Source organism: Devosia albogilva, assembly GCF_042685625.1.
Classification (GTDB): Bacteria; Pseudomonadota; Alphaproteobacteria; order Rhizobiales; family Devosiaceae; genus Devosia; species Devosia albogilva.
The window spans coordinates 2,533,720-2,554,116 of record NZ_JBHUNP010000001.1 but is presented as its reverse complement, the minus strand read 5'-3'; the positions used below and the strand labels follow the sequence as shown (position 1 = coordinate 2,554,116).

Sequence of the window (20,397 nt, the reverse complement as noted above, 5' to 3'; positions counted from 1 at the left end):
ATTTTCCCACCGCCGCAAGATGGTGGTGCAAGCACCTCAGGCTGGATTCCCGCGTGCGCGGGAATGCACCGAGTGTGTTGTGAGTTCATGGCGCACCCCCACCCAGCCTCCCCCGCAGGCGGGGGAGGCGCTGCATCGAGCCTGCCGCGCTGCTCGAACACCCACCGACCCGTCCCTCCCCCGCCCGCGGGGGAGGTTAGGTGGGGGCTCTTCCCACACCCACCAGCCCCACAAATCTATCCCCCTTATCCCCGTCGCCTCCCCATGCCCCATACTCCCCCCATCTCTTCCGCACGGGGCGGCCTGCAGCGACCAGTGGCGGAAGGACGGCCGGGCAGGGGGAGGTCGCTCTTTCCCTGGGCTCGTGGGTGGTCCGCTCAGGTCCGGCGAGGTGCGGTAAGTCCCGTGCCCCCTGTCCGGAATGGAGTCGTCGCGCCCCGTTCTAAAATCCCGGCGCCCCGAGGCGATGTCGTCTCACTAAATAAATACTCAGAGGCGCCACCGCCTCGGGGCCCGCTCCCATCGAACCGACGGTGACCCCGGCGGACAGCTTCGCTCGCCCAGAATCCGTCCGGCATGCCACGACTCCACCACCACACCTGTGTGGACAGCATGCCGCACCCCTTGTGAGCCTCGAATTTCCACGATTTCACAATCACTTAGCACCGCGCTACTCGCCTTGACACCATTTGGGGCCACCACTATGTTGCGCGCGACCAAAAGGGCGCCCCGGAATCCCGGGAAAGCTGGCAACAAGGGGAGCGGGCGGATGACGAATTCGCAAGACGACCCGAAGCTGCCGGACAGCGCTCGCGGGGTGACGCGGGATCTGGCATCGCGCATCGCCTCGGCCAAGCGGGAACGGATGCTGGAGGACGACAGAGCCTCCCGCGACGCTTCCCCGGAGATGAGCGGACTGGCGCGCGGCTTGCGCATCGGCACCGAGTTCGTCGCCGCGATCATGGTGGGGGCCGGCATCGGCTATCTCATCGATCTTGGCCTGGGAACCAGCCCCTGGGGCTTGCTCATCCTGTTCGGGTTGGGCTTTGCCGCTGGAATCCTGAACGTCATCCGTGCGGTGGCGGAAATGAATGCCGCTTCGCCTCCTCCCGCCGGTGCCGATCTCGGTCCGGACGGGGAAGACGAAGAGCTGAACGATAGATGATGGCACCTAGAGGGCTCTATGGCCGGTACTGACCCGATCCACCAGTTTGTCATCTATGACATCTTCGAGCTCTTCACCCTTGGCGGTGATGCAGCCGAAGGCACCGGCACCACCTTCGCCTTCACCAATTCGTCGCTGTTCATGGTGCTGACGGTGGTGGCGATCACCGGCTTCCTGCTGCTGTCGACCTCCGGGCGCAAGCTGGTGCCGACGCGGGCGCAGCTCACCGCCGAACTGCTTTACGAGTTCGTCGCCGGCATGGTGCGAAGTTCTGCCGGAACCGCCGGCATGAAGTTCTTCCCGCTGGTGTTCTCGCTGTTCACCTTCATCCTCTTCGCCAATATGTGGGGCATGGTGCCCTACTTCTTCACGGTCACCAGCCACATCATCGTCACCTTCGCGCTGTCGATGCTGGTGTTCCTCACCGTGATCGTCTACGGCTTCATCAAGAACGGCCCGAAGTTCCTCAAGCTGTTCGTGCCGGCCGGCGTGCCGGGCTACATCCTTCCGATCGTGACGCCGATCGAGATCATTTCCTTCCTCTCGCGTCCGATCAGCCTCTCCGTCCGTCTGTTCGGCAACATCCTTGCCGGCCACATCACCCTCAAGGTCTTCACCGGCTTTGCCGTGATGATGATCGGCGCCCTGGGCGCTCTCGGCTGGGGCGCTGCCATCCTGCCGATGCTGATGGCGATCGCCCTGACGGGCCTCGAGTTTCTCGTCGGTGCAGTCCAGGCCTATGTCTTCGCGGTCCTGACCTGCATGTATCTCAACGACGCGATCCACCCCTCCCACTAACCACCAATCTCGGCGGTAAATGCCCGTCGAACTCCTAGTCGCTTGAAAGGACATTAAAATGGAAGCTGAAGCCGCGAAGTTCATCGGTGCGGGCATTGCTTGTTTCGGTATGGCCGGCGCCGCCATCGGTGTGGCCAACATCTTCGGCAACTTCCTGTCGGGCGCCCTGCGCAACCCGTCGGCCGCTCCCAGCCAGTTCGGTAACCTGATCTTCGGTTTCGCCGTGACCGAAGCTCTGGGCATCTTCTCGTTCCTGGTTGCCCTGATCCTGCTGTTCGTCGCCTAAGACGAACCACCAGAGCCTTGCCGCAGCCGGTCGCCCGGCTGCGGTTTGATGTCCGGCAGACCCGCCAGGACACCGGACGAACGGGACCGCACAGATGGTAACGCAAGCCTTCGCGCAAGAGGCGGAAACGCCGACCGAGGAAAACCTCGACCAAGCCGTCGACGCCAGCCACGGCGAACCCGTGCCCGGCGCAACCGGACACGATCCGGTGGCGGATACTCATTCCACGGCCGAAGTGCACCACGAAGAAGCCCATGGCGTCTTCCCGCCCTTCGATCCGGCGACCTTCCCGAGCCAGTTGCTCTGGCTCGCGATCACCTTCGGTGCGCTCTATCTGCTGATGAGCCGCATCGCCCTGCCCCGCATCGGCGGCATTCTCGAGAAGCGCAAGGCGCTGATCGATGCCGACCTTGCCGCAGCCGATGCTTCCCGCCAGCAGACCGACGCAGCCATCGCCGCCTATGAGTCGGCCCTGGCCGCGGCCCGCAGCAATGCCCAGGCCATCGCGACGCAAACTCGCGAGCAGATCCAGGCTGACCTGGCGGGCCGTCGCGCTGCCGTGGAAGCCGACCTCACCAGCAAGGTGACCGAGGCGGAAGCCCGCATCGCTGCCACCAAGGCCGAGGCGATGACCCATGTCGACGAGATCGCCGCTGAAACGGCGCAAACCGTAGTCACCCAGCTCATCGGCGATGTACCCGCCGAGAACGTCCGCGCTGCGGTCGCCAAGGCCAAGGAGTAAGCGCCATGCCAGAATGGTTGGATAACAGCTTCTTCGCCATGCTGGCGTTGGTCATCTTCGTCGGCATGATGATCTTCTTCGGCGTCCCCCGCATCATCGGCAAGATGCTCGACGGCAAGATCGCTGACATCGAGAACGACATCGCCGAAGCCAAGCGCCTGCGCGAAGAGGCCGCAGCTCTCCTGGTCGAATACGAGCAGAAGCGCGTCGCCGCCGAAGCCGAGGCCCAGGGCATCGTCACCGCCGCACAGGAAGAGGCCCAGCGCCTCACCGCCGAGGCGCAGGCTTCGCTGGCCGAGCTCGTCGCCCGCCGCACCAGGTCGGTGGAAGACAAGATCGCCCAGGCCGAAGCTCAGGCAGTTGCCGAAGTTCGCGCCCGCTCTGCCGACCTCGCGATCGAGGCGGCACGCACCGTCCTCACCGACGAGATGCGCAACCGCGGCGGCCAGGTCATCGACAAGGCCATTGCCGACGTGGGCAGCCGGCTGAACTAAGGCTCGGTACATCACTCAAGAACCAAAGGCGGGTCGCAAGACCCGCCTTTCTTGTTTTCGTGGCCGCGACCTCGTGGTTCGACAAGCTCACCATGAGGTCTACGGGGGCGCCGAGTTCTCATAGACCTTGTATTAGCGGGATGTGCGAATGTGGGGGTGCCGCGGCCTGTTCGACACCAGGCCGCGGCGGCGGCATCGGATCGAGGTAGACCCAGACTGGTGGTGTGCACCTTTGTCTGAGGATGAGCGGGATCGTTGCCGTCAGTCTTCATCGGGCCCGCATGGTTGATTGAACCCAGGGTTCGCATTCCAAGGACGGGACGAGGAAGATGAGCCATTCTAGCACATTTGTGGCCGGGATCGATACCGGCAAGGCAGCTCTTGATCTGGCGGTGACGCCCGGCGAGGGATGGCTGCGGGTGAACAATGACGCGGCCGGATGGCAGGCGGCGGCGGAGTGGTTGCTCAAGGCCGGAGTCGATCGGGTCGGCATCGAAGCCAGCGGCGGCTACGAACGTGGCGTGGTCGCGGCTTTGCGGGAGGCCGGGTTCAAGGTGATCCTGCACCAGCCGCTGCAGGTACGCCTGTTTGCCCGCATGCGTTTGCAGCGCGCCAAGAACGACCGGCTGGATGCCCGGGTCATCGCCGCCTTCACCGCCCTGTTCCAGACGAGTCGGGCCGCAGTTGATCCGGCCCTGTCGGCCTTGAACGAGCATCTGGTCTTCATCGACCAGCTGGTCCAGGACATCGCCCGGCTCAAGACCCGGCTCGAGCATCTGCACGATACCCGTCTTGCCAGCCTGGTTGCCGCTGACATTGCCGCACTCAAGGCCCGCCTGCGCGACGAACGGCGCCGGCTGGAACGGGCGGTGCGGGCCGACAAGGCTCTCGGGCGGCGGCTCGATCTGCTGCTCTCCGTCCCCGGCATCGGCATACCGACCGCCTTGGCCTTGCTGATCGCCATGCCGGAACTGGGCAGCATCAGCCGTGAACAGGCCGCTGCCCTGATCGGGTTGGCACCGTTCGACCACGACAGCGGCAAGCATCACGGGCGGCGCCACATCGCCGGCGGCCGTGCCCGCCCCCGGCAGGCTCTCTACGCCGCGGCCCTGCCTGCCGCCTATCGATGGAACCGCCAACTCATGGCGCTCTATGCCCGCCTTACTGCCGCTGGCAAACCCCACAAGCTCGCCCTCGTCGCCTGCGCTCGAAAACTCGTCATCTTCGCCAACACCGTTCTGCAACGAGGCCAACCCTGGACCCCATAGCTAATGGTTGCTCATCCTGAGCCCGTCGAAGGACGAGGTCGCGGCCAGCTGCTTGTGACAAGCACCTCTGGGTGCATTGACGCCCGCCGGAATCTCCACCATGGTGCCGGCGACTGCGGGAGAGACCGGCCACAGAGCCGGCGCCGAAGGAGCAACCGCCCCGGAAACTCTCAGGCATCAGGGACCGCAGTCGGGTCAAGCACTCTGGAAAGTGGACCGGCTCGCCGGTCACCCCGAAGGAGCAACCGGCGCTCAGCCGGGAAATCTCTCAGGGCAAGGACAGAGGGGGCACGTGCGCTTCTCAGGCGAGGCGCGTTCCGTGTCGCTCATTGTTCCGGGTTGCCCATGGCCGAAGCCAGCTCCGCCGATCTCAAGACCGTACCGCTCCACGCCCGCCACGTCGCCGCCGGCGGCCGCATGGTGCCGTTCAGCGGCTATTCCCTGCCCGTCCAGTACCCCACCGGCATCATGGCCGAGCACAAATGGACCCGCGAACAGGCCGGCCTGTTCGATGTCAGCCATATGGGCCCCTGCTTCCTGATGCTCGACAATCCGAGCGGCGATCCCGACGCCGACCACGCCGCCATCTCGGCCGTGCTCGAGCCGCTGGTGTGTGGCGACATTGCCGGCCTCAAGCCGGGCCAGATCCGCTACACGCTGCTGCTCAACGACCAGGGCGGCATCCTCGACGACCTCATGGTCGCCCGCTCGCCCAAGGTGTCCGGCGCCCTCTATATCGTCGTCAACGCCGGCACCAAGGAAGCCGACTTCGCCCGTATCGCCGCGGCTGCCGAGGGCCGCGCCCGCCTCACCCGTGCCGACCAGAACCAGGCGCTGCTCGCTCTCCAGGGCCCGGAGGCCGTTGGCGTCCTTGCCCAGCATCTGCCGGGCGTGGTCGAGCTTGGTTTCATGCAGTACGGCCCCTACGAATTCGCCGGCCAGACGGTGATCGTCTCCCGCTCCGGCTACACGGGCGAGGACGGCTTCGAAATTCTTTGCCCCAACAGCTTCGCCGAAACCCTGTGGGACACGCTCCTGGCCGATCCGCGGGTGAAGCCGATCGGCCTCGGCGCCCGCGACTCGCTGCGGCTCGAGGCCGGCCTGCCGCTCTATGGCCATGACCTCGACGAGACCGTCTCCCCTATAGAAGCCGATCTCGGCTTCGCGGTCAGCAAGCGCCGGCGCGAGGCCGCCGACTTCCCTGGCGTCGGGCGCATTCTCGCCGAGCGCGAGGGCGCTCTCACCCGCAAGCGCGTCGGCCTGATCGTCGAAGGCGCGCCGGCCCGCGAGGGCTCGGACATCCTCGACGCCTCTGGCACCATTATCGGCCGGATCACCAGCGGCGGCTTCGCCCCCTCGCTCGGCAAGGCCATCGCCCTCGGCTTCGTGCCCCCCGAGCACACAGCGGCTGGCACCCGCCTCCAGGTCTCGGTTCGCGGCCGCGCGCAGCCCGCCGAAATCGTCGCCACTCCCTTCGTCCCCCACCGCTACTTCCGCAAGGCTCCGCAATGACCACGAAGTTCACCCCGGATCACGAATATCTCCGCGTCGACGGCTCCACCGGCACTGTCGGCATCACGCCCTATGCCCAGGAGCAGCTCGGCGACATCGTCTTTGTCGAGCTGCCAGAAGTCGGCAAGGTGCTGAAGAAGGGCGACGAGGCCGCGGTGGTCGAGTCGGTCAAGGCCGCCTCCGAGATCTACGCGCCGGTTTCCGGCACCGTCACCGAGGTCAACTCCGCCCTCGCCGGCGAGCCCGGTCTCGTCAACTCCGACCCCGAGAACGCCGGCTGGATGTTCAAGCTCACCCTCAGCGACCCGTCTGAGGTCGACTCCCTGCTTGATGCCGACGGCTATGCCGAACTGACCCTCTGAGACCAGATGCGCTATCTTCCCCATTCCGCCCATGAGCGCGCCGACATGCTCGGCGTCATTGGCGCTGCCAATGTCGAGGCGCTGTTCAGCGCCGTTCCGGCATCTGCCCTCAAGAGCTTCGAGCTCGACCTGCCCGCCCACCAGCCCGAATTCCTGGTGGAGGCGCATATGCGCGCCCTCGCCAACCGGAACCACGCGGCCGCGGACGGTCCGTTCTTCATTGGCGCCGGCGCCTACCGCCACCACGTTCCGGCGACCGTGGATCACCTGATCCAGCGTTCGGAATGGCTCACCGCCTACACGCCCTACCAGCCGGAGATTTCGCAGGGCACCCTGCAGATGCTGTTCGAGTTCCAGACCCAGGTGGCCAAGATCACCGGCATGGATGTGGCCAACGCCTCCCTCTATGACGGTTCGACCGGCACGGCCGAAGCCGTGCTGATGGCCCAGCGCCTCACCAGGCGCAGCAAGATCGTGCTCTCCGGCGGCCTCCATCCGCACTACCGCGACGTGGTCAAGGCCTACCTCAAGGACGATCCGAACCTGGTCTGCCTGTCCCCCTCTCCCGAGGGCCAGGGCGATATCCTCGACCACATCGACGGCAGCACCGCCGCCATCGTTATCCAGACACCCGACTTCTATGGGCACCTGCGCGATCTCAAGGGTGCGGCCGATGCCGCTCATGCCGCCGGCGCGTTGCTGATCGTGGTGGTCACTGAGGTCGTCTCCCTCGGCCTTCTCGAAGCGCCGGGCGCCCTCGGCGCCGATATCGTCGTCTGCGAGGGCCAGTCGATCGGCAACGCCCTCAACTTCGGCGGCCCGTATCTGGGCCTGATGGCCACGCGCAAGGAGTTCATCCGGCAGATGCCCGGCCGGCTCTGCGGCGAGACCGTCGATGCCGACGGGCAACGCGGCTTCGTACTGACCCTCTCCACCCGCGAGCAGCACATCCGCCGCGAGAAGGCCACCAGCAACATCTGCACCAATTCCGGCCTCTGCGCCCTCGCCTTCTCCATCCACATGGCGCTGCTCGGCGAAGCGGGCTTCACCCGCCTTGCCCGGCTCAACCATGCCAATGCCGTCAAGCTGGCGCGGATGCTTGGCACGGTCCCCGGCATCGAGCTTCTCAACAAGAGCTTCTTCAACGAAATGACCATCCGTCTGCCGGTGCCTGCTGCACCTGTGGTCGAGATGCTCGCCCAGGCTGGCGTCCTCGCCGGTGTGCCGGTCAGCCGGGTCGAACCCGGCAACCCCGAGGTCGAGAACCTGATCGTACTCGCCGCAACCGAACTCACCACCGACAGCGACATCGAGATGCTGGCCGAGTGCCTCCACGCCGCCATCCAGGAGGACGAGCAATGAGCATGAACACCCAGGGCCGCCCCACCGGCATCGGCACTGCCGCCACCGGCATGTCCTCCACCGGCTCCGCCCTGCTCCCCAACGAGCCGCTGTTGTTCGAGATCGGCGACACCGAGCACTCCGGCGTCGACCTGCCGGACGCGCAGGTCGACGGCAGCTTCCTCGGCGGCTTCGAGCGCAAGACCCCGCTCGACCTCGCCGGCCTCACCGAGCCCGAGGCCATGCGCCACTATGTACGCCTCAGCCGGCTGAACCACTCCATCGACAGCGGCATGTACCCGCTCGGCTCGTGCACCATGAAGCACAATCCGCGCCTCAACGAGAAGATGGCCCGTCTGCCGGGCTTTGCCGACATCCACCCGCTGCAGCCGGTCTCGACCGTACAGGGCGCGCTCGAGCTGATGAACCAGCTCAGCCACTGGCTGATGACCCTCACCAATACCGCCGCCGTCGCCCTGTCCCCCAAGGCCGGCGCCCATGGCGAACTGCTCGGCATGATGGCGATCAAGGCCGCCCAGGAAGCCCGCGGGCAAGGCCACCGCAAGGTCGTGCTGGTTCCCGAAAGCGCCCACGGCACCAACCCGGCCACGGCCGCCTTCCTCGGCTACAGCGTCAAGGCAGTCCCGGCGCGGGCGGACGGCACCGTCGACGTCGAGGCGGTCAAGGCGGCCCTGTCGCCTGATGTCGCCGCCATCATGCTGACCAATCCCAACACCTGCGGCCTGTTCGAGCCACAGGTCCTCGAGATCGCCGCCGCGATCCATCAAGCCGGCGCCTTCTTCTACTGCGACGGCGCCAACTTCAACGCCATCATGGGCGTGGTACGGCCGGGCGATCTCGGCATCGACGCCATGCACATCAACCTGCACAAGACCTTCTCCACCCCCCATGGTGGTGGCGGGCCGGGTGCCGGTCCGGTGGTCCTGTCCGAAGCGCTCGCGCCCTTCGCGCCAGTCCCGTTCGTGCGCCGCAACGGCAACGCGCTGGAGCTGGTCGAGCATGTGGAAGGTCAGGCCCTCGGCCGCGTCACCGCCTTCCATGGCCAGATGGGGATGTATGTGCGCGCCCTCACCTACATGCTCAGTCACGGCGCCGACGGGCTGCGTCAGGCTGCGGAAGACGCCGTCCTCAACGCCAACTACATCAAGGCGCGGCTCGGCGAAGTCTTCTCGGTCCCCTACCCCGATTACCCGACCATGCACGAGGCCCTGTTCGACGACAGCTTCCTCGAGGGCACGGGCGTCACCACGCTCGATTTCGCCAAGGCGCTGATCGACGAAGGTTTCCACCCCATGACCATGTACTTCCCGCTGGTCGTGCATGGCGCCATGCTGGTCGAGCCCACCGAAAGCGAGAGCAAGCAGACGCTCGACCACTTCTGCGACGTCATGGCCGAGTTGGCCGAGGACGCCAAGAACGGCAATCGCGAGCGCTTCACTGCCGCCCCGCAGCGGGCACCCCGTCGCCGGCTCGATGAAACCCGTGCCGCCCGACAGCCGATCCTCAGGTGGGAACGGCCGATGGTTGTTCCGCAGGCAGCCGAATAGAACAAAGGGCCCGGTGATCGTTCACCGGGCCCTCATTTTTCGTTCATCTGCGTTCAGCTTGGCGTCAGCCCTTGGTGTCGAAACCGACCCAGATGGTGATGGTTTCCCCACCAAGATAGGGGATGGCGACGTTCTCGACCACCTTGACGAACTCGGCCGAACGGGCCGGCGGCGTCAGCGCCACGGGGATGGTGTACTTCTCCGAGAACACCGCCTGGCCGTCGCGCTCCACCGCGAAGCGGATCGGGGCGTTGACCGAACTCTGGTTGCCCTGCGGCCCCAGCAGCACGCGCCCAACCACACCCATATTGACAGTGATCAGGCCGTTCGAGACCACGCAATTCCGCGACGTCTCGTCGATAACACCCTGATATTGCAGCGCTCTCGGATCACCCGTGCGGCCGCTGCCATAGTAGAACATTGCCTCGCTGCCGGTCCGCACGCGGATCGGCGGGCACTCGGTCGCGATCGCCGGCAGGGCATTGGTCTGCGCCGCTGCCACCGCGGCCGGCGTCGCCGTCGCGTTCTGCAATTGCTGCTGCTGGGCGGCATTGCCGCCCCCCATCAGGCCGCCCATGGAGCAGCCGGCAAGGGCAAGCGCCGTCAGGCCGGCACCCGCCAGACGCAGGACGGGGGAAACCATGTCGTTCATCAATGCTCCTCCTGACGCGGACACTAGCGGCCCTGAGCCTCGAGCGCCATCAGAATGGCAGGCGCGCCGGTCGCCGTCACCCCGGGCGCATCCTCGACGAACACGGCTTCCACAACCCCGTTGCGGATCAGCGCTGCCGAGCGGGTAAAACGGGTGCCCATTCCCGAGCCGGACAGGTCCTTGTTCAAGCCCATGGCCTTGGCGAGGTCGCCATTGCCATCGGCCAGGAAGTCGATCTTGCCCAGCGCGCCTGAGGCTTCCGCCCAGGCCTTCATGACGTGGTGGTCGTTCGCCGCCGCGCAGACAATGCGGTCCACGCCCGCAGCCCGCAACTTGGCTTCGTTGCTGACGAAACCAGGCAGATGGTTCACGTGGCAGGTCGGGGTGAACGCGCCGGGCACGGCGAAGAACACCGTCAGGCCCTGCCCCAGCGCGGTGTCGCTGGTGGTATCGGCAATGCCGTCGCCGGTAACGAGCTTGACTGGTACCGACGGGATGGGATCACCGCGTTCGATCATGAACTCTGCCTCTTGGGATTGCTGCCGCCGGTCTAGCGGTCTTGTTCAGGGAGTTGCCCGTGCGCATAGGCGGCTTTGGGTCGTGACACAAGCAGTGCCGACGCCTCAACCGGGCGGTCCGATGGTGCGGCGCGTCTCATAAGCCCCTTCGCTGGTCATGAACGTCAGCCGAACCTCACGCCCGACGAGCCCGTTCATGTCCCCCATGTCGAGCACCGGAATCTGCACTACGTTCGCTTCGGGGCCAATTTGCGGCATACCCAGCAGCGGCATGCCATCATCGAATGTGGCGATCAGCGACTGAATGTCGATGTCTGCGGTCTCGACCAACACTGCGCCCCGCTCCGGTACCAATTGCGCTTCGCCGAACCCCGGCTCCGCCTCTGGCCAGGCCATCGGTACGTCGGCCACGGCCTGGCGAATGCGGAGGCCATTGGCGCGATCCGGGGCGGCATCACGCAGCGGGATCGAAAACTGCGCCTGGGCCGGAATGCAGATTTCCGAGCAGATCCCCACCACGAGGCTTGCCTCGAGCTGCGGTGCGTCGGCGTCGACGTTCAGCAGCACGGGGATCACCGTGTGGCCACGATAGACATAGTCGAGGTAGTCAGGAGTCTGCTCCACGGCCGGGAATGGCCAGAGCACCTGATGGCTCACGACTCCCTGGGAGCCCCCGAGATCCACCTCGAGCGGCAGGCCGGTATCACCGGGCACCTGCCAATAGGTCTTTGTGCTCTCCGGCATGTCGATCTCGATCGCCGCCAACGTGCGGCCGTCGCTCTTGATCTCACCGGTCGAGACCATGCGCATCTGCACACCGGGGGCCACTTCCACCCAGGGCGTTTCGCCCGCCAGGGTAGGGCCAGCGATCATCGATAGAAGCAGCAAGAGGATCAGACGCATGACCTCGCCCTTATCGCAGGCAGGAATGAAGAAACAGCGCATCAGGCCATCGTGAAGGCGCCGGCGCCGCCCCATCAGGCCCGGCGGCTTGGCTTTGCGGGATACGCACTCTACTATTCACAGCATGAGCACGCTTGAAGGACAATTTCTGGTCGCCATGCCCGACATGGAGGATGAGCGGTTCGCTGAAAGCGTCATTCTTCTCGTTGGCCACAGCGACGAGGGGGCGATGGGGCTGGTGGTCAATCACGCCCTCAGCACTCTCAAGTTCTCCGACATCCTGGACGAACTCGACCTCGGCGACCCGGACTCCATCATCCGCTTGCCGGACTCCATTCGCAACCGCGAGGTCCTGCGTGGGGGCCCGGTCGAGAAGGGCCGCGGCTTCGTTCTCCACTCCGGCGAATACCGCAGCGGCAACACCTATGCCGTGCAGGGCGGTGTCTATCTCACCGCCACGCTGGATGTGCTCAAGGCCATGGCCTTCGGTCCGGCGCCAAAATCCTCGCTGTTCGCGCTCGGCTGCTGCGGCTGGGGCGCCGGTCAGTTGGAAGATGAAATCGCCCGCAATGGCTGGCTCACCGTTCCCTTCGACAAGGAACTGCTGTTCGAGGTGCCGGTAAAGGGGCGGTACGAGGCCGCTCTGGCGCGCCTCGGTGTCACCCGCGCGACGCTCAGCTCCGAGGCCGGCCACGCCTGAGCCTCCTCAGCGGGCCAGTTGTGCCGCGAGCTTCCGGCCCAGCTCAGCCCCGGTCATCGCTGCACCGAACGCAAATCCCTGCGCGTGCCGACAACCCAGTTGCCGGAGCCGTTCGATCTCGTCGAGCGTCTCGACCCCCTCGGCGATCACCATAAGGTCCAGGTCCGTTGCCAGCGTCACCACGGAGCGGATGATCGGCGCCTGGGTGTGGGCGATGCCAGTGGCGTCGCTGATCTTCACGAAAGCGCCTGGGATCTTGATGGTGTCGAACGGGAAGCGGTGCAGATAGCTCAGCGACGAGTGACCCGTCCCGAAGTCGTCCAGGGCAAGGCCGAGGCCGATATCCTTGAGCGCCTGCAGCATATAGGCGGAGTGTTCCGGATTGGTCATCACCTGGGATTCGGTGATCTCGAGCTTGAGGTGCCGCGCCAATTCGCGATCCTGGCTCAACAGGCTCCGCATGTCGTTGAGCAGGGTCTCGGTCGCCAGTTGCGAGGGTGACAGGTTCACCGAGATGAAGAACTCCTCGGGCAAACCAAGGGTCGTCATCCACTCGCGCGCCTGCGTGGCCGATTGCTCGAAGGCGAGCCGCCCGAGCTTCTCGATCTTTCCCGAACGTTCTGCCAAGGGCACGAACTCATCGGGATTGACCAGGCCGCGGGTCGGGTGCGTCCAGCGCATCAGGGCTTCCGCGCCCACCATCTGCCCGGAAACGACATCCACCACCGGCTGGAACTGCACGTGCAGTTCACCCTGTTTCATGCCGCGCTCGAGATCCTCCTCCCCAGCGCGGTTGTAAGTGGCAATGGAACGGGCCGAAGCGCGATAGGCTTCGATGCGATCGCCGCCCAGGCGCTTGGCATAGTACATCGCCAGCTCGGCGTCGCGCAGCACGTCGTCCGCACCGGCCGGATTGCTGTCATAGATGGTGACGCCGATCGAGGCGGTGAGGGTCAGGTCGCGATCGCCGAAGTTGAAGGGCGCCTTGAGGGCCTTGCGGATCTGCTCGGCCGACTCGGCGATCTTGCCTGCCGCCTGTTCGGAGGCGAGGATCACCGCGAACTGGTCGGCAGAGATGCGGGCCACCGTGTCGAGCGGGCGCATGATGCGGGCGATGCGTCGAGAGATCGCCAGCAGCACCGAATCGGCAGCCGAGTGACCGATGCGCTCTTCCAGTTCCATGAAACGGTCGATGTCGATCAGGAACACTGCCGGCTTGATGCCGCCCGGCGTGCGGGCCCGCACCAGGGCGCGCTCGAGGCGATCCAGGAAGAGCTGCCGGTTGGGCAAGCCGGTGAGGCTGTCGTGCACGGCGTCGTGCAGCAGCCGCTCGCGAGCAGCCCGGTCTTCCGTCACGTCCTGCAGCGTGCCGACGATGCGATTGACCTGTCCGCCGCCACCCAGCACGGGCTTTACGCGCATGCGGAAGGTTCGGTAAGTGCCGTCGCTGCTGGCGATCCGCATATCCGCCGAGACCTTGCCGCGGCGCAGTTCCACCAGCGTGTCGAAGGCGGTGCGGAACCGGTCACGATCATCGGGATGGACCCGGTCCAGCCAGCGCTTGATCGCCCCGCGCAGGGCACCGCGCTTTTCCCCCAGACGGGTCGCCAGTTCGTCGCTGACGGTGACGCGGTCGCGGTCGATGTTCCAATCGAAGACGAAGTCGCCCGAACCCGTAAGCGCCAGGGCGCGACGCTCCACCTCGCTCAGGGCGCCGATCGACACCTGCCCTTCGGCGAAGGCGTGCTGCACTGCCGTGAAGCCGAGCAACATGACGATCAGCACCAGGCCGCCACCCACGGCCGGCTGGGCGATGTCATTGCTGACCTGACCCGACACCACCAGCCAGGAATAGAACAGCCAGGCGATGAAGATGATCCAGGTGGGCACCAGCAGCACGGCTCGGTCATAGCCGCGCAGCGCCAGCAACAGGATCAGGAACATGCCGGAAAGTCCCAGCAGCGCCAACACAAGCCGAGCGATAGTTGCGGCGATGGCCGGTTGGAAGAAGGCGAAGGCGAAGAGCGCCAGGAACAATGCCGCCAGGCCAAGCGCCAAGTGAATGAAGCGCAGATGCCAGCGGTGGAGGTTGAGGTAGATGAACAGGAATCCGGCCAAGGTGGTGGCGATTCCCGCCTCCGCCGCCGCCCTCAGGGGCTGCATGCCGCCTGCGGAAAAGCCGAGCAGACGCCCCATCACGCCGAAATCGATCAAGAGGTAAGCCAACGCCGCCCAGGCGAAAGCGGCCGTAGCCGGGAACACACCCCGCCCCTTCACCACGAACATGATGGTCAGGAACACCGCTGCCAACGAGGCGACGCCAAGCACCACACCGCGGAACAGGGTGAAGGAATTGACGTAGTCGCGGTAGGCGCTCGGCTCCCAGAGGTAGAGTTCCGGCAGGTCCTCACCGGCCAGTTCGGCGACGAAGGTGACGGTGGCACCAGGGTCGAGCGTGACCTCGTAGACATCTGCTTCGCTGTCGCTGAGCAGCTCCGGGCGAATGCCTGCACTGGGCGTCAGGGCCGTCAGCCGGTCACCACCCAGATCCGGCTGGATAATCCCGGAACCCGGAAGGCGGAAATACGGCGCCACCAGCAGCCGCTCGATCTGCTGGTCGCTATCGTTGCGCAAGGCGAACAGCGCGAAAGAGGGGTTTGTCCCCTGCTGGCTCGCCAGCACTTCGATGCGGCGAATGATGCCGTCTTCGCCCGGGGCGGTGGACAGTTGGATGCGCCCGTCGGTGCCGGGCTGCACCTCGATCACCTCCGACAGATTGACGGCGTTGACGTCCACAGGAACGGTGATGACTTCAAAGCCGGACGCCGCAACCAGGCTCGCCAAGGCGAGCGCAAGACCTGTGGCGAGTGCACGGAGGTGACGCATTAGGGGCGATTATATCCTGCGGTAGGCTGCATTGTGGCAGCCCCCTGCCCATGACGCCGCATGGCGATACGGCGGGGAGGCCGGCGTCCTCTTTGCGGGAGCGCGTCCTTGGTAGCGAGGATTGCCAGCGGGAACAAGCAGCGGCGGGTGTTGCCAAATGGCAACTGGCTAGACAGCCCGCCTGGTGTAACGCGCCGCTTCCCAGCGCTCACGAGTGAGACCGAATAGGACGTGGTCTTCCCAGCGGCCGTTGATCTGCAGGTACTTTTCCGCAAACCCTTCTTCGACGAAGCCGTTCTTTTCCAGCACCCGGCGTGAAGCCGTGTTGCCGGGCAGGAAGGCGGCATGCACGCGGTGCAGTATCAGCGTGTCGAAAACGAACGGTAGGCACGTGCCCACCGCCTCGGTCATGATTCCCTTGCCGGCATAGCTCTGGCCCATCCAGTAGCCGAGCGTCACGAATTGGGCAGCGCGCCGCCGGATATTGGACAGTGTCACGCCGCCGACCAGGGTCTCGGCATGGCCTTCGGTCAGATAGATAAAGAACGAAAAGTCCGTCCCCTCCTCCGCCTCCTCACGGGCCCGGCGCACCCGGCTTGAGTAGGCCCGCCGGCTGAGGTCCGCTTCCGTCCAGCGCGGCTCGAACGGGCGCAGGAAATCGCGGCTGCGGTGACGCAGGTCATACCACTCGTCATAGTCGGCCAGTCGCGGCAGGCGCAGCACCATGCGGGGGCCGCGAAGCACCACAAGCGAGGCCGGCGATGACCAGGGCCACAGCATGCCGTCAGCGCCGTAGCTGGTCGCCGATGCTGCCGACGTCGGTCAGCGAATTGACCGGGCCGATACCGGCCAGGGTCGGCGCGGCGCCGGAGAAGATCTGTTCCGCCACGTCCCGCACCCGCTGAGCAGTGATGCGATTGATCCGCTCCACCGTCTCCTGCATCGGGATCGGCCGTCCCCACAGCACCTGTTGCCTCGCCAGCTGTCCGGCACGGGCGGACGGGCTCTCCAGCGACATCAGCAGACCGGCGCGAATCTGGTTGCGCACACGCACCACTTCCTCGTCGGAGATAGTTTCTGTGGCCCGCTTCAGTTCATCGAGCACCACGGGCACCAGTTCGGCGACCTCTTCCTCGCCGGTGGCGGCGGCAACGCCGAAGACACCGCTGTCCTCGAATGCCCAGTGGAAGGAATAGACCGAGTAGCAGAGCCCGCGCTTTTCGCGCACTTCCTGGAACAGCCGCGAGCTCATGCCGCCACCCAGCACCGACGCGAGCACCTGCGCGGCATAGAATCCGTCGGAGTTGTAGGCGCGTCCCTCGAAGCCGAGCACGATATGGGCCTGCTCGTGGTCAGACAGCAGCCGCTCCTCGCCACCATGATATTCGGCACGTTGCGGCGCCGGGGCGCCATTCGGCTTCAGGTCCGCGAAGCGGTCGCGCGCCACCTGCACCAGGCCCTCGTGGTCCACATTGCCCGCAGCCGCGATCACCATGTGGTCGCCCACATAGTTGCGCTTCATGTATTTGCGGATCATGTCGGGCCTGAAGTCGCGGACGGAGTCGACCGTACCCAGAATGGTGCGCCCGATCGGCTGGCTCGGATAGGCAGCCTGCTGGAACAGGTCGAAGACGTGGTCGTCAGGATTGTCGCGAGCAGCGCCGATCTCCTGCACGATCACCTGCTTTTCCCGCGTCAGTTCCTCGTCCTCGAACAGCGAGTTCTGCAGGATGTCGGAAAGGATATCGGCCGCAAGCACCACATCGTCCTTGAGCACCCGGGCGAAATAGCCGGTGTGCTCGATGGAAGTTGCAGCGTTGAGATCGCCGCCCACATTCTCGATCGCCTCGGCAATCTCGAGCGCCGTGCGGCTGGTGGTGCCCTTGAAGGCCATGTGCTCGAGCAGGTGCGATATGCCATGCTCGCTTTTGCGCTCGCTGCGGGCGCCTGCCTTGACCCACACCCCGATCGAGGCGCTTTCGAGGTGCGGCATGTCGTCGGTGAGGACCACCATGCCGTTGTCGAGGGTCGTTGATTGTACGCTCACGCGGTTACCTCCGAGCCGGATTTCGTCCGGCCTTCTCGTCAGGCGCGCGTCCGCGCCAGAATGAAATCTTCAACAGCCCGGGCGTCGTTGGCAAGAACGCTGACGCGCTCCGGCCGCTCGTGCAGGTCGGCAAGCCAGGCTGGCAGCGGCGGCTCGACGCCCGATGCGGCCAGCACGGCAGCGGGGAACTTGGCAGGATGCGCAGTGGCGAGCGTCACCATCGGGGTTGCCGACAGGTGCGAACGCGCGACGTTCACGCCGACCGCGGTGTGCGGGTCGAGCAGGTATCCGTTTGCGGCTCGGGTTTCACCAATGGTGCGGGCAGTCTCGCTCTCGTCGGTCGTGCCTGCGGCAAAGCCGCTGCGGATGGTTGCCAGCGCCGCCTCCGGCACGGCGAACCCCCGCGATTGCTTCAGCCCCTCCATCATCCGCCCGACCGCCGCTGCGTCACGCGCGGACGCTTCGAACAGCAGCCGTTCGAAGTTGGACGATATCTCGATATCCATCGAGGGGCTGATGGTCGGGGTGACTCCCGCCATGTCGTAGCGACCGGTGTCCAGTGTCCGCCGCAGGATGTCGTTGCTATTGGTGGCGATCACCAGCTTCTCGATCGGCAAGCCCATGGCCTTGGCGCACCATCCGGCAAAGATGTCGCCGAAATTGCCGGTCGGAACGGTGAAGCTCACCGGGCGGTGCGGTGCACCGAGCGAAACAGCGGCGGTGAAGTAGTAGACGATCTGCGCGACGATGCGCCCGAAATTGATCGAGTTGACGCCGCTCAGCCGCACCCGATCCCGGAACTGGGTATCCGCGAACATCATCTTCACGATGGCCTGGCAGTCGTCGAACGTGCCCTGCACCGCGATGTTGTGGACGTTGCCGTCGAGCACCGTGGTCATCTGCCGCCGCTGCACTGGCGAGGTCCTGCCCTCAGGGTGCAGTATGAAGATGTCTGTGGTGTCCCGCCCGCGAAACGCCTCGATCGCGGCGGAGCCGGTGTCCCCCGAGGTGGCACCCACGATCGTCGCCCGGGCGCCGCGTTCCGCCAGGATGTGATCCATCATCCGGCTCAAGAACTGCATGGCCACGTCCTTGAACGCCAGCGTCGGACCGTGGAAGAGCTCGAGGACGAAGTGATTGGGCTCGAGTTCGACCAGCGGAGCGACCGACGGGTGCCGGAACTCGGCATAGGCAGACTCAACGATATCGCGGAGCGCCGCTTCGGGGATTTCCCCTTCCGTGAAGCGCCCGATGATGTCGAGGGCGACGTCGGCATACGGCCTGCCTGCGAACCCGGCGATCTCGGACGCGGTGAGTTGCGGCCAAGTCTGCGGCAAATAGAGTCCGCCATCGGCGGCTAGACCGGCCAGCACTGCGTCGGAAAAACCGAGCACCGGCGCCTGGCCGCGTGTGGAAACGAATTGCATGCCTGTGGAGAGTCCGTCTCGAGATCGGGGCAACCTAGTCAATGCCGGGCCTCATCGCAAGATTAGGCAGTCAAGCTGCCCCATCGCGACGCTGCCGCCACAGCCAGAACCCAAGCATCACCACGGCGACGACTGCGAAGCCGTACCAGGTAATGGCATAGCCCAGATGGTTGTTGGGGAAAGTGATCACCGTCTCGCCGCCCTGCGGCAGTTCACCCGGCGCGCCTGCCGGCATGTCCACGTAGAACGGCGCGAACGGCGCCAGCGCCGGATCGACCATCTCCGCCAGCCGCTCCGGATCGCGCACGAAGTCGATGCGATCCGAGGTGTTGGGCGCCGGAGTCAGGAAGCTCGTCCCCTCGGCGGGGCGAAGCAGACCGGTAATGGTCACCTGCGGCTCGTCCGGTCCGCCATCCGTGACAGCCGCCTCCTGGAATTCCTGGGGGACGAAGCCGCGATTGACGAACACCGTGCCGCCCTCAGCCAGGACGAACGGGGTCACCACCCAATATCCCACGCCCCCATGGACGCCGCGTGCATCGGCGAGGCTGGTGAACACGGTGACGGTCTGGCTGTAGCGGAAGGTGCCGGTGAGTGCGACCGGTTGATAGTTCATCGCCTCCGCGTCGAACGAAGCCCACTCATTCACGGCGGGGACCGGCACCGGCTCAGCGTCGAGACGGGAGTCCACCGCGGCGATCAGCGCCTCCTTCTCGGCAAGGCGCTGCATCTGCCAGGTGCCCAACCAGAGGCAGAGCGCCGTGAGCGCGAGCATCAGTGCGGCGAAGACGATGGTTCCGGCCCTGTGGTTCACGGGCAGCCCTCAGTGGTCAAAAAGAAAGGGCGCAGCTTGCGGCTGCGCCCTGGATAGATCGAGTCCCCGGTCCTAGTGGCCCGTAAGCGCCACGCCCCACGAACCCCAGACATAGATCGAGGCGAACAGGAACAGCCAGACCACGTCCACGAAGTGCCAGTACCAGGCGGCGAATTCGAAACCCAGGTGACGCTGGGGCGTGAAGTCGCCACGCTCGGCGCGGATCAGGCAGACCAGCAGGAACACGGTACCCACGAACACGTGGAAGCCATGGAAGCCAGTCGCCATGAAGAAGGTGGCGCCGTAGAAATTGCCCGAGAACGAGAAACCGGCCTGCGTGTATTCCAGGATCTGCACGAACGAGAACAGCACGCCAAGCGCGATCGTCAGGACCAGGCCCCAACGCAGGCCCTTGCGGTCGCCTTCAAGCAGAGCGTGGTGTGCCCAGGTGACCGTGGTGCCCGAGGTCAGCAGGATCAGGGTGTTGAACAGCGGCAGGTGGAAGGGGTCGAAAAGTTCGATGCCGGTCGGAGGCCAGTGCCCACCGGTGACTTCGACGCGGGTGTATTGCTCGACGTCATCGAACCGGAAGAACCCGTCGAAATAGCCCCAGAACCAGGCGACGAAGAACATCACCTCGGAGGCGATGAACAGCATCATGCCGTAGCGGTGATGGATCTGAACCACGGGGGTGTGGCTGACGCCATCATTGGCTTCCTTCACCACATCGCTCCACCAGGCATAGAACGTGTAGAGCACGCCGGCGAGGCCGATGAAGAAGAGCCACGGTGTCCAGTCCTGCATCCAGGCGATGGCGCCGATCGCCATCACCAGCAGCGTAAATGACATCACGACCGGCCAGGGGCTCGGTTCGACCATGTGATAGTCGTGGTTCTTGGCTACTCCAGCCATGG

General features: G+C 65.5%; 20 protein-coding genes and 1 riboswitch. Of the genes, 11 read left to right on the top strand and 9 right to left on the bottom strand.

Going from position 1 to position 20,397, the window contains the following annotated elements; translation table 11 throughout:
• Nucleotides 1-769: 769 nt before the first annotated feature.
• The 10 genes from ACFSX5_RS12865 to gcvPB all read left to right on the top strand — a co-directional run bounded on the left by ACFSX5_RS12865 (nt 770) and on the right by gcvPB (nt 9,536).
• A complete protein-coding gene (locus tag ACFSX5_RS12865; protein WP_386833934.1) occupies nt 770-1,165 on the top strand; it encodes an AtpZ/AtpI family protein in 396 nt (131 codons plus the stop codon).
• 18 nt (nt 1,166-1,183) lie between these two features.
• Entirely contained in the window at nt 1,184-1,963 is a 780-nt protein-coding gene (locus tag ACFSX5_RS12860) for a F0F1 ATP synthase subunit A (protein WP_386833933.1), read from the top strand.
• 58 nt (nt 1,964-2,021) lie between these two features.
• Entirely contained in the window at nt 2,022-2,249 is a 228-nt protein-coding gene (locus tag ACFSX5_RS12855; RefSeq protein ID WP_046108093.1) for a F0F1 ATP synthase subunit C, read from the top strand.
• A gap of 94 nt (nt 2,250-2,343) precedes the next feature.
• A complete protein-coding gene (locus ACFSX5_RS12850) occupies nt 2,344-2,991 on the top strand; it encodes a F0F1 ATP synthase subunit B (RefSeq protein WP_386833932.1) in 648 nt (215 codons plus the stop codon).
• Nucleotides 2,992-2,996: 5 nt separating this feature from the next.
• Entirely contained in the window at nt 2,997-3,485 is a 489-nt protein-coding gene (locus tag ACFSX5_RS12845) for a F0F1 ATP synthase subunit B family protein (protein WP_386833931.1), read from the top strand.
• A 329-nt stretch (nt 3,486-3,814) separates the two neighbouring features.
• Nucleotides 3,815-4,753, top strand: a complete 939-nt coding sequence (locus ACFSX5_RS12840; RefSeq protein ID WP_386833930.1) for an IS110 family transposase — start codon at nt 3,815-3,817, stop codon at nt 4,751-4,753.
• A gap of 106 nt (nt 4,754-4,859) precedes the next feature.
• Nucleotides 4,860-4,950: riboswitch (glycine riboswitch) on the top strand.
• 148 nt (nt 4,951-5,098) lie between these two features.
• Nucleotides 5,099-6,265, top strand: coding sequence for a glycine cleavage system aminomethyltransferase GcvT (gcvT, locus tag ACFSX5_RS12835; protein ID WP_386833929.1), 1,167 nt, complete (start codon nt 5,099-5,101; stop codon nt 6,263-6,265).
• Nucleotides 6,262-6,627, top strand: coding sequence for a glycine cleavage system protein GcvH (gene gcvH, locus ACFSX5_RS12830; RefSeq protein ID WP_386833927.1), 366 nt, complete (start codon nt 6,262-6,264; stop codon nt 6,625-6,627). The genes gcvT and gcvH overlap by 4 nt, the downstream gene beginning before the upstream one ends.
• Nucleotides 6,628-6,633: 6 nt before the next feature.
• Nucleotides 6,634-7,989, top strand: coding sequence for an aminomethyl-transferring glycine dehydrogenase subunit GcvPA (gene gcvPA, locus ACFSX5_RS12825; protein WP_386833925.1), 1,356 nt, complete (start codon nt 6,634-6,636; stop codon nt 7,987-7,989).
• Nucleotides 7,986-9,536 (top strand): aminomethyl-transferring glycine dehydrogenase subunit GcvPB, encoded by a 1,551-nt coding sequence (gene gcvPB, locus ACFSX5_RS12820; RefSeq protein WP_386833924.1) that lies wholly within the window; start codon nt 7,986-7,988, stop codon nt 9,534-9,536. Before gcvPA ends, gcvPB begins: the two co-directional genes overlap by 4 nt.
• Before the next feature lie 64 nt (nt 9,537-9,600).
• Here the strand turns inward: gcvPB and ACFSX5_RS12815 are convergent, their stop codons facing one another.
• The 3 genes from ACFSX5_RS12815 to ACFSX5_RS12805 form a co-directional block, all read right to left on the bottom strand.
• Nucleotides 9,601-10,188: a hypothetical protein gene (locus tag ACFSX5_RS12815; RefSeq protein ID WP_386833922.1), complete on the bottom strand. Its 588-nt coding sequence runs from the start codon at nt 10,186-10,188 to the stop codon at nt 9,601-9,603.
• A gap of 23 nt (nt 10,189-10,211) precedes the next feature.
• Nucleotides 10,212-10,706: a peroxiredoxin gene (locus tag ACFSX5_RS12810; protein WP_386833921.1), complete on the bottom strand. Its 495-nt coding sequence runs from the start codon at nt 10,704-10,706 to the stop codon at nt 10,212-10,214.
• Between the two features lie 105 nt (nt 10,707-10,811).
• On the bottom strand, nt 10,812-11,609 hold the full coding sequence (locus ACFSX5_RS12805) for a protein-disulfide reductase DsbD domain-containing protein (protein ID WP_386833920.1): 798 nt from the start codon (nt 11,607-11,609) through the stop codon (nt 10,812-10,814).
• Between the two features lie 124 nt (nt 11,610-11,733).
• Between ACFSX5_RS12805 and ACFSX5_RS12800 the strand changes: the two genes are divergently transcribed.
• On the top strand, nt 11,734-12,309 hold the full coding sequence (locus tag ACFSX5_RS12800) for a YqgE/AlgH family protein (protein ID WP_386833918.1): 576 nt from the start codon (nt 11,734-11,736) through the stop codon (nt 12,307-12,309).
• A 6-nt stretch (nt 12,310-12,315) separates the two neighbouring features.
• Here ACFSX5_RS12800 and ACFSX5_RS12795 read toward each other — a convergent pair whose 3' ends face one another.
• The 6 genes from ACFSX5_RS12795 to ACFSX5_RS12770 form a co-directional block, all read right to left on the bottom strand.
• Nucleotides 12,316-15,195, bottom strand: coding sequence for a putative bifunctional diguanylate cyclase/phosphodiesterase (locus ACFSX5_RS12795; protein WP_386833917.1), 2,880 nt, complete (start codon nt 15,193-15,195; stop codon nt 12,316-12,318).
• Between the two features lie 168 nt (nt 15,196-15,363).
• The gene (locus ACFSX5_RS12790; RefSeq protein WP_386833916.1) at nt 15,364-15,975 is read right to left on the bottom strand and encodes a GNAT family N-acetyltransferase; all 612 of its coding nucleotides are present in this window, start codon (nt 15,973-15,975) and stop codon (nt 15,364-15,366) included.
• Between the two features lie 4 nt (nt 15,976-15,979).
• Nucleotides 15,980-17,242 carry a M16 family metallopeptidase gene (locus ACFSX5_RS12785; RefSeq protein ID WP_386833915.1) on the bottom strand — a complete coding sequence of 421 codons (1,263 nt, stop codon included), beginning with the start codon at nt 17,240-17,242 and terminating at the stop codon, nt 15,980-15,982.
• A gap of 38 nt (nt 17,243-17,280) precedes the next feature.
• Nucleotides 17,281-18,669, bottom strand: a complete 1,389-nt coding sequence (gene thrC, locus ACFSX5_RS12780; protein ID WP_386833913.1) for a threonine synthase — start codon at nt 18,667-18,669, stop codon at nt 17,281-17,283.
• 70 nt (nt 18,670-18,739) lie between these two features.
• Nucleotides 18,740-19,483: an SURF1 family protein gene (locus tag ACFSX5_RS12775; protein WP_386833912.1), complete on the bottom strand. Its 744-nt coding sequence runs from the start codon at nt 19,481-19,483 to the stop codon at nt 18,740-18,742.
• A 72-nt stretch (nt 19,484-19,555) separates the two neighbouring features.
• On the bottom strand, nt 19,556-20,395 hold the full coding sequence (locus tag ACFSX5_RS12770) for a cytochrome c oxidase subunit 3 (protein WP_386833911.1): 840 nt from the start codon (nt 20,393-20,395) through the stop codon (nt 19,556-19,558).
• Between the last annotated feature and the right edge of the window lie 2 nt (nt 20,396-20,397).

What these genes read in the sequence shown, in the direction of transcription:
- ACFSX5_RS12865 (WP_386833934.1), top strand. Translation starts at nt 770, where the DNA reads ATGACGAATTCGCAAGACGACCCGAAGCTGCCGGACAGCGCTCGCGGG.
- ACFSX5_RS12860 (WP_386833933.1), top strand. Translation starts at nt 1,184, where the DNA reads ATGGCCGGTACTGACCCGATCCACCAGTTTGTCATCTATGACATCTTC.
- ACFSX5_RS12855 (WP_046108093.1), top strand. Translation starts at nt 2,022, where the DNA reads ATGGAAGCTGAAGCCGCGAAGTTCATCGGTGCGGGCATTGCTTGTTTC.
- ACFSX5_RS12850 (WP_386833932.1), top strand. Translation starts at nt 2,344, where the DNA reads ATGGTAACGCAAGCCTTCGCGCAAGAGGCGGAAACGCCGACCGAGGAA.
- ACFSX5_RS12845 (WP_386833931.1), top strand. Translation starts at nt 2,997, where the DNA reads ATGCCAGAATGGTTGGATAACAGCTTCTTCGCCATGCTGGCGTTGGTC.
- ACFSX5_RS12840 (WP_386833930.1), top strand. Translation starts at nt 3,815, where the DNA reads ATGAGCCATTCTAGCACATTTGTGGCCGGGATCGATACCGGCAAGGCA.
- gcvT (WP_386833929.1), top strand. Translation starts at nt 5,099, where the DNA reads ATGGCCGAAGCCAGCTCCGCCGATCTCAAGACCGTACCGCTCCACGCC.
- gcvH (WP_386833927.1), top strand. Translation starts at nt 6,262, where the DNA reads ATGACCACGAAGTTCACCCCGGATCACGAATATCTCCGCGTCGACGGC.
- gcvPA (WP_386833925.1), top strand. Translation starts at nt 6,634, where the DNA reads ATGCGCTATCTTCCCCATTCCGCCCATGAGCGCGCCGACATGCTCGGC.
- gcvPB (WP_386833924.1), top strand. Translation starts at nt 7,986, where the DNA reads ATGAGCATGAACACCCAGGGCCGCCCCACCGGCATCGGCACTGCCGCC.
- ACFSX5_RS12815 (WP_386833922.1), bottom strand. Translation starts at nt 10,188, where the DNA reads ATGAACGACATGGTTTCCCCCGTCCTGCGTCTGGCGGGTGCCGGCCTG.
- ACFSX5_RS12810 (WP_386833921.1), bottom strand. Translation starts at nt 10,706, where the DNA reads ATGATCGAACGCGGTGATCCCATCCCGTCGGTACCAGTCAAGCTCGTT.
- ACFSX5_RS12805 (WP_386833920.1), bottom strand. Translation starts at nt 11,609, where the DNA reads ATGCGTCTGATCCTCTTGCTGCTTCTATCGATGATCGCTGGCCCTACC.
- ACFSX5_RS12800 (WP_386833918.1), top strand. Translation starts at nt 11,734, where the DNA reads ATGAGCACGCTTGAAGGACAATTTCTGGTCGCCATGCCCGACATGGAG.
- ACFSX5_RS12795 (WP_386833917.1), bottom strand. Translation starts at nt 15,195, where the DNA reads ATGCGTCACCTCCGTGCACTCGCCACAGGTCTTGCGCTCGCCTTGGCG.
- ACFSX5_RS12790 (WP_386833916.1), bottom strand. Translation starts at nt 15,975, where the DNA reads ATGCTGTGGCCCTGGTCATCGCCGGCCTCGCTTGTGGTGCTTCGCGGC.
- thrC (WP_386833913.1), bottom strand. Translation starts at nt 18,669, where the DNA reads ATGCAATTCGTTTCCACACGCGGCCAGGCGCCGGTGCTCGGTTTTTCC.
- ACFSX5_RS12770 (WP_386833911.1), bottom strand. Translation starts at nt 20,395, where the DNA reads ATGGCTGGAGTAGCCAAGAACCACGACTATCACATGGTCGAACCGAGC.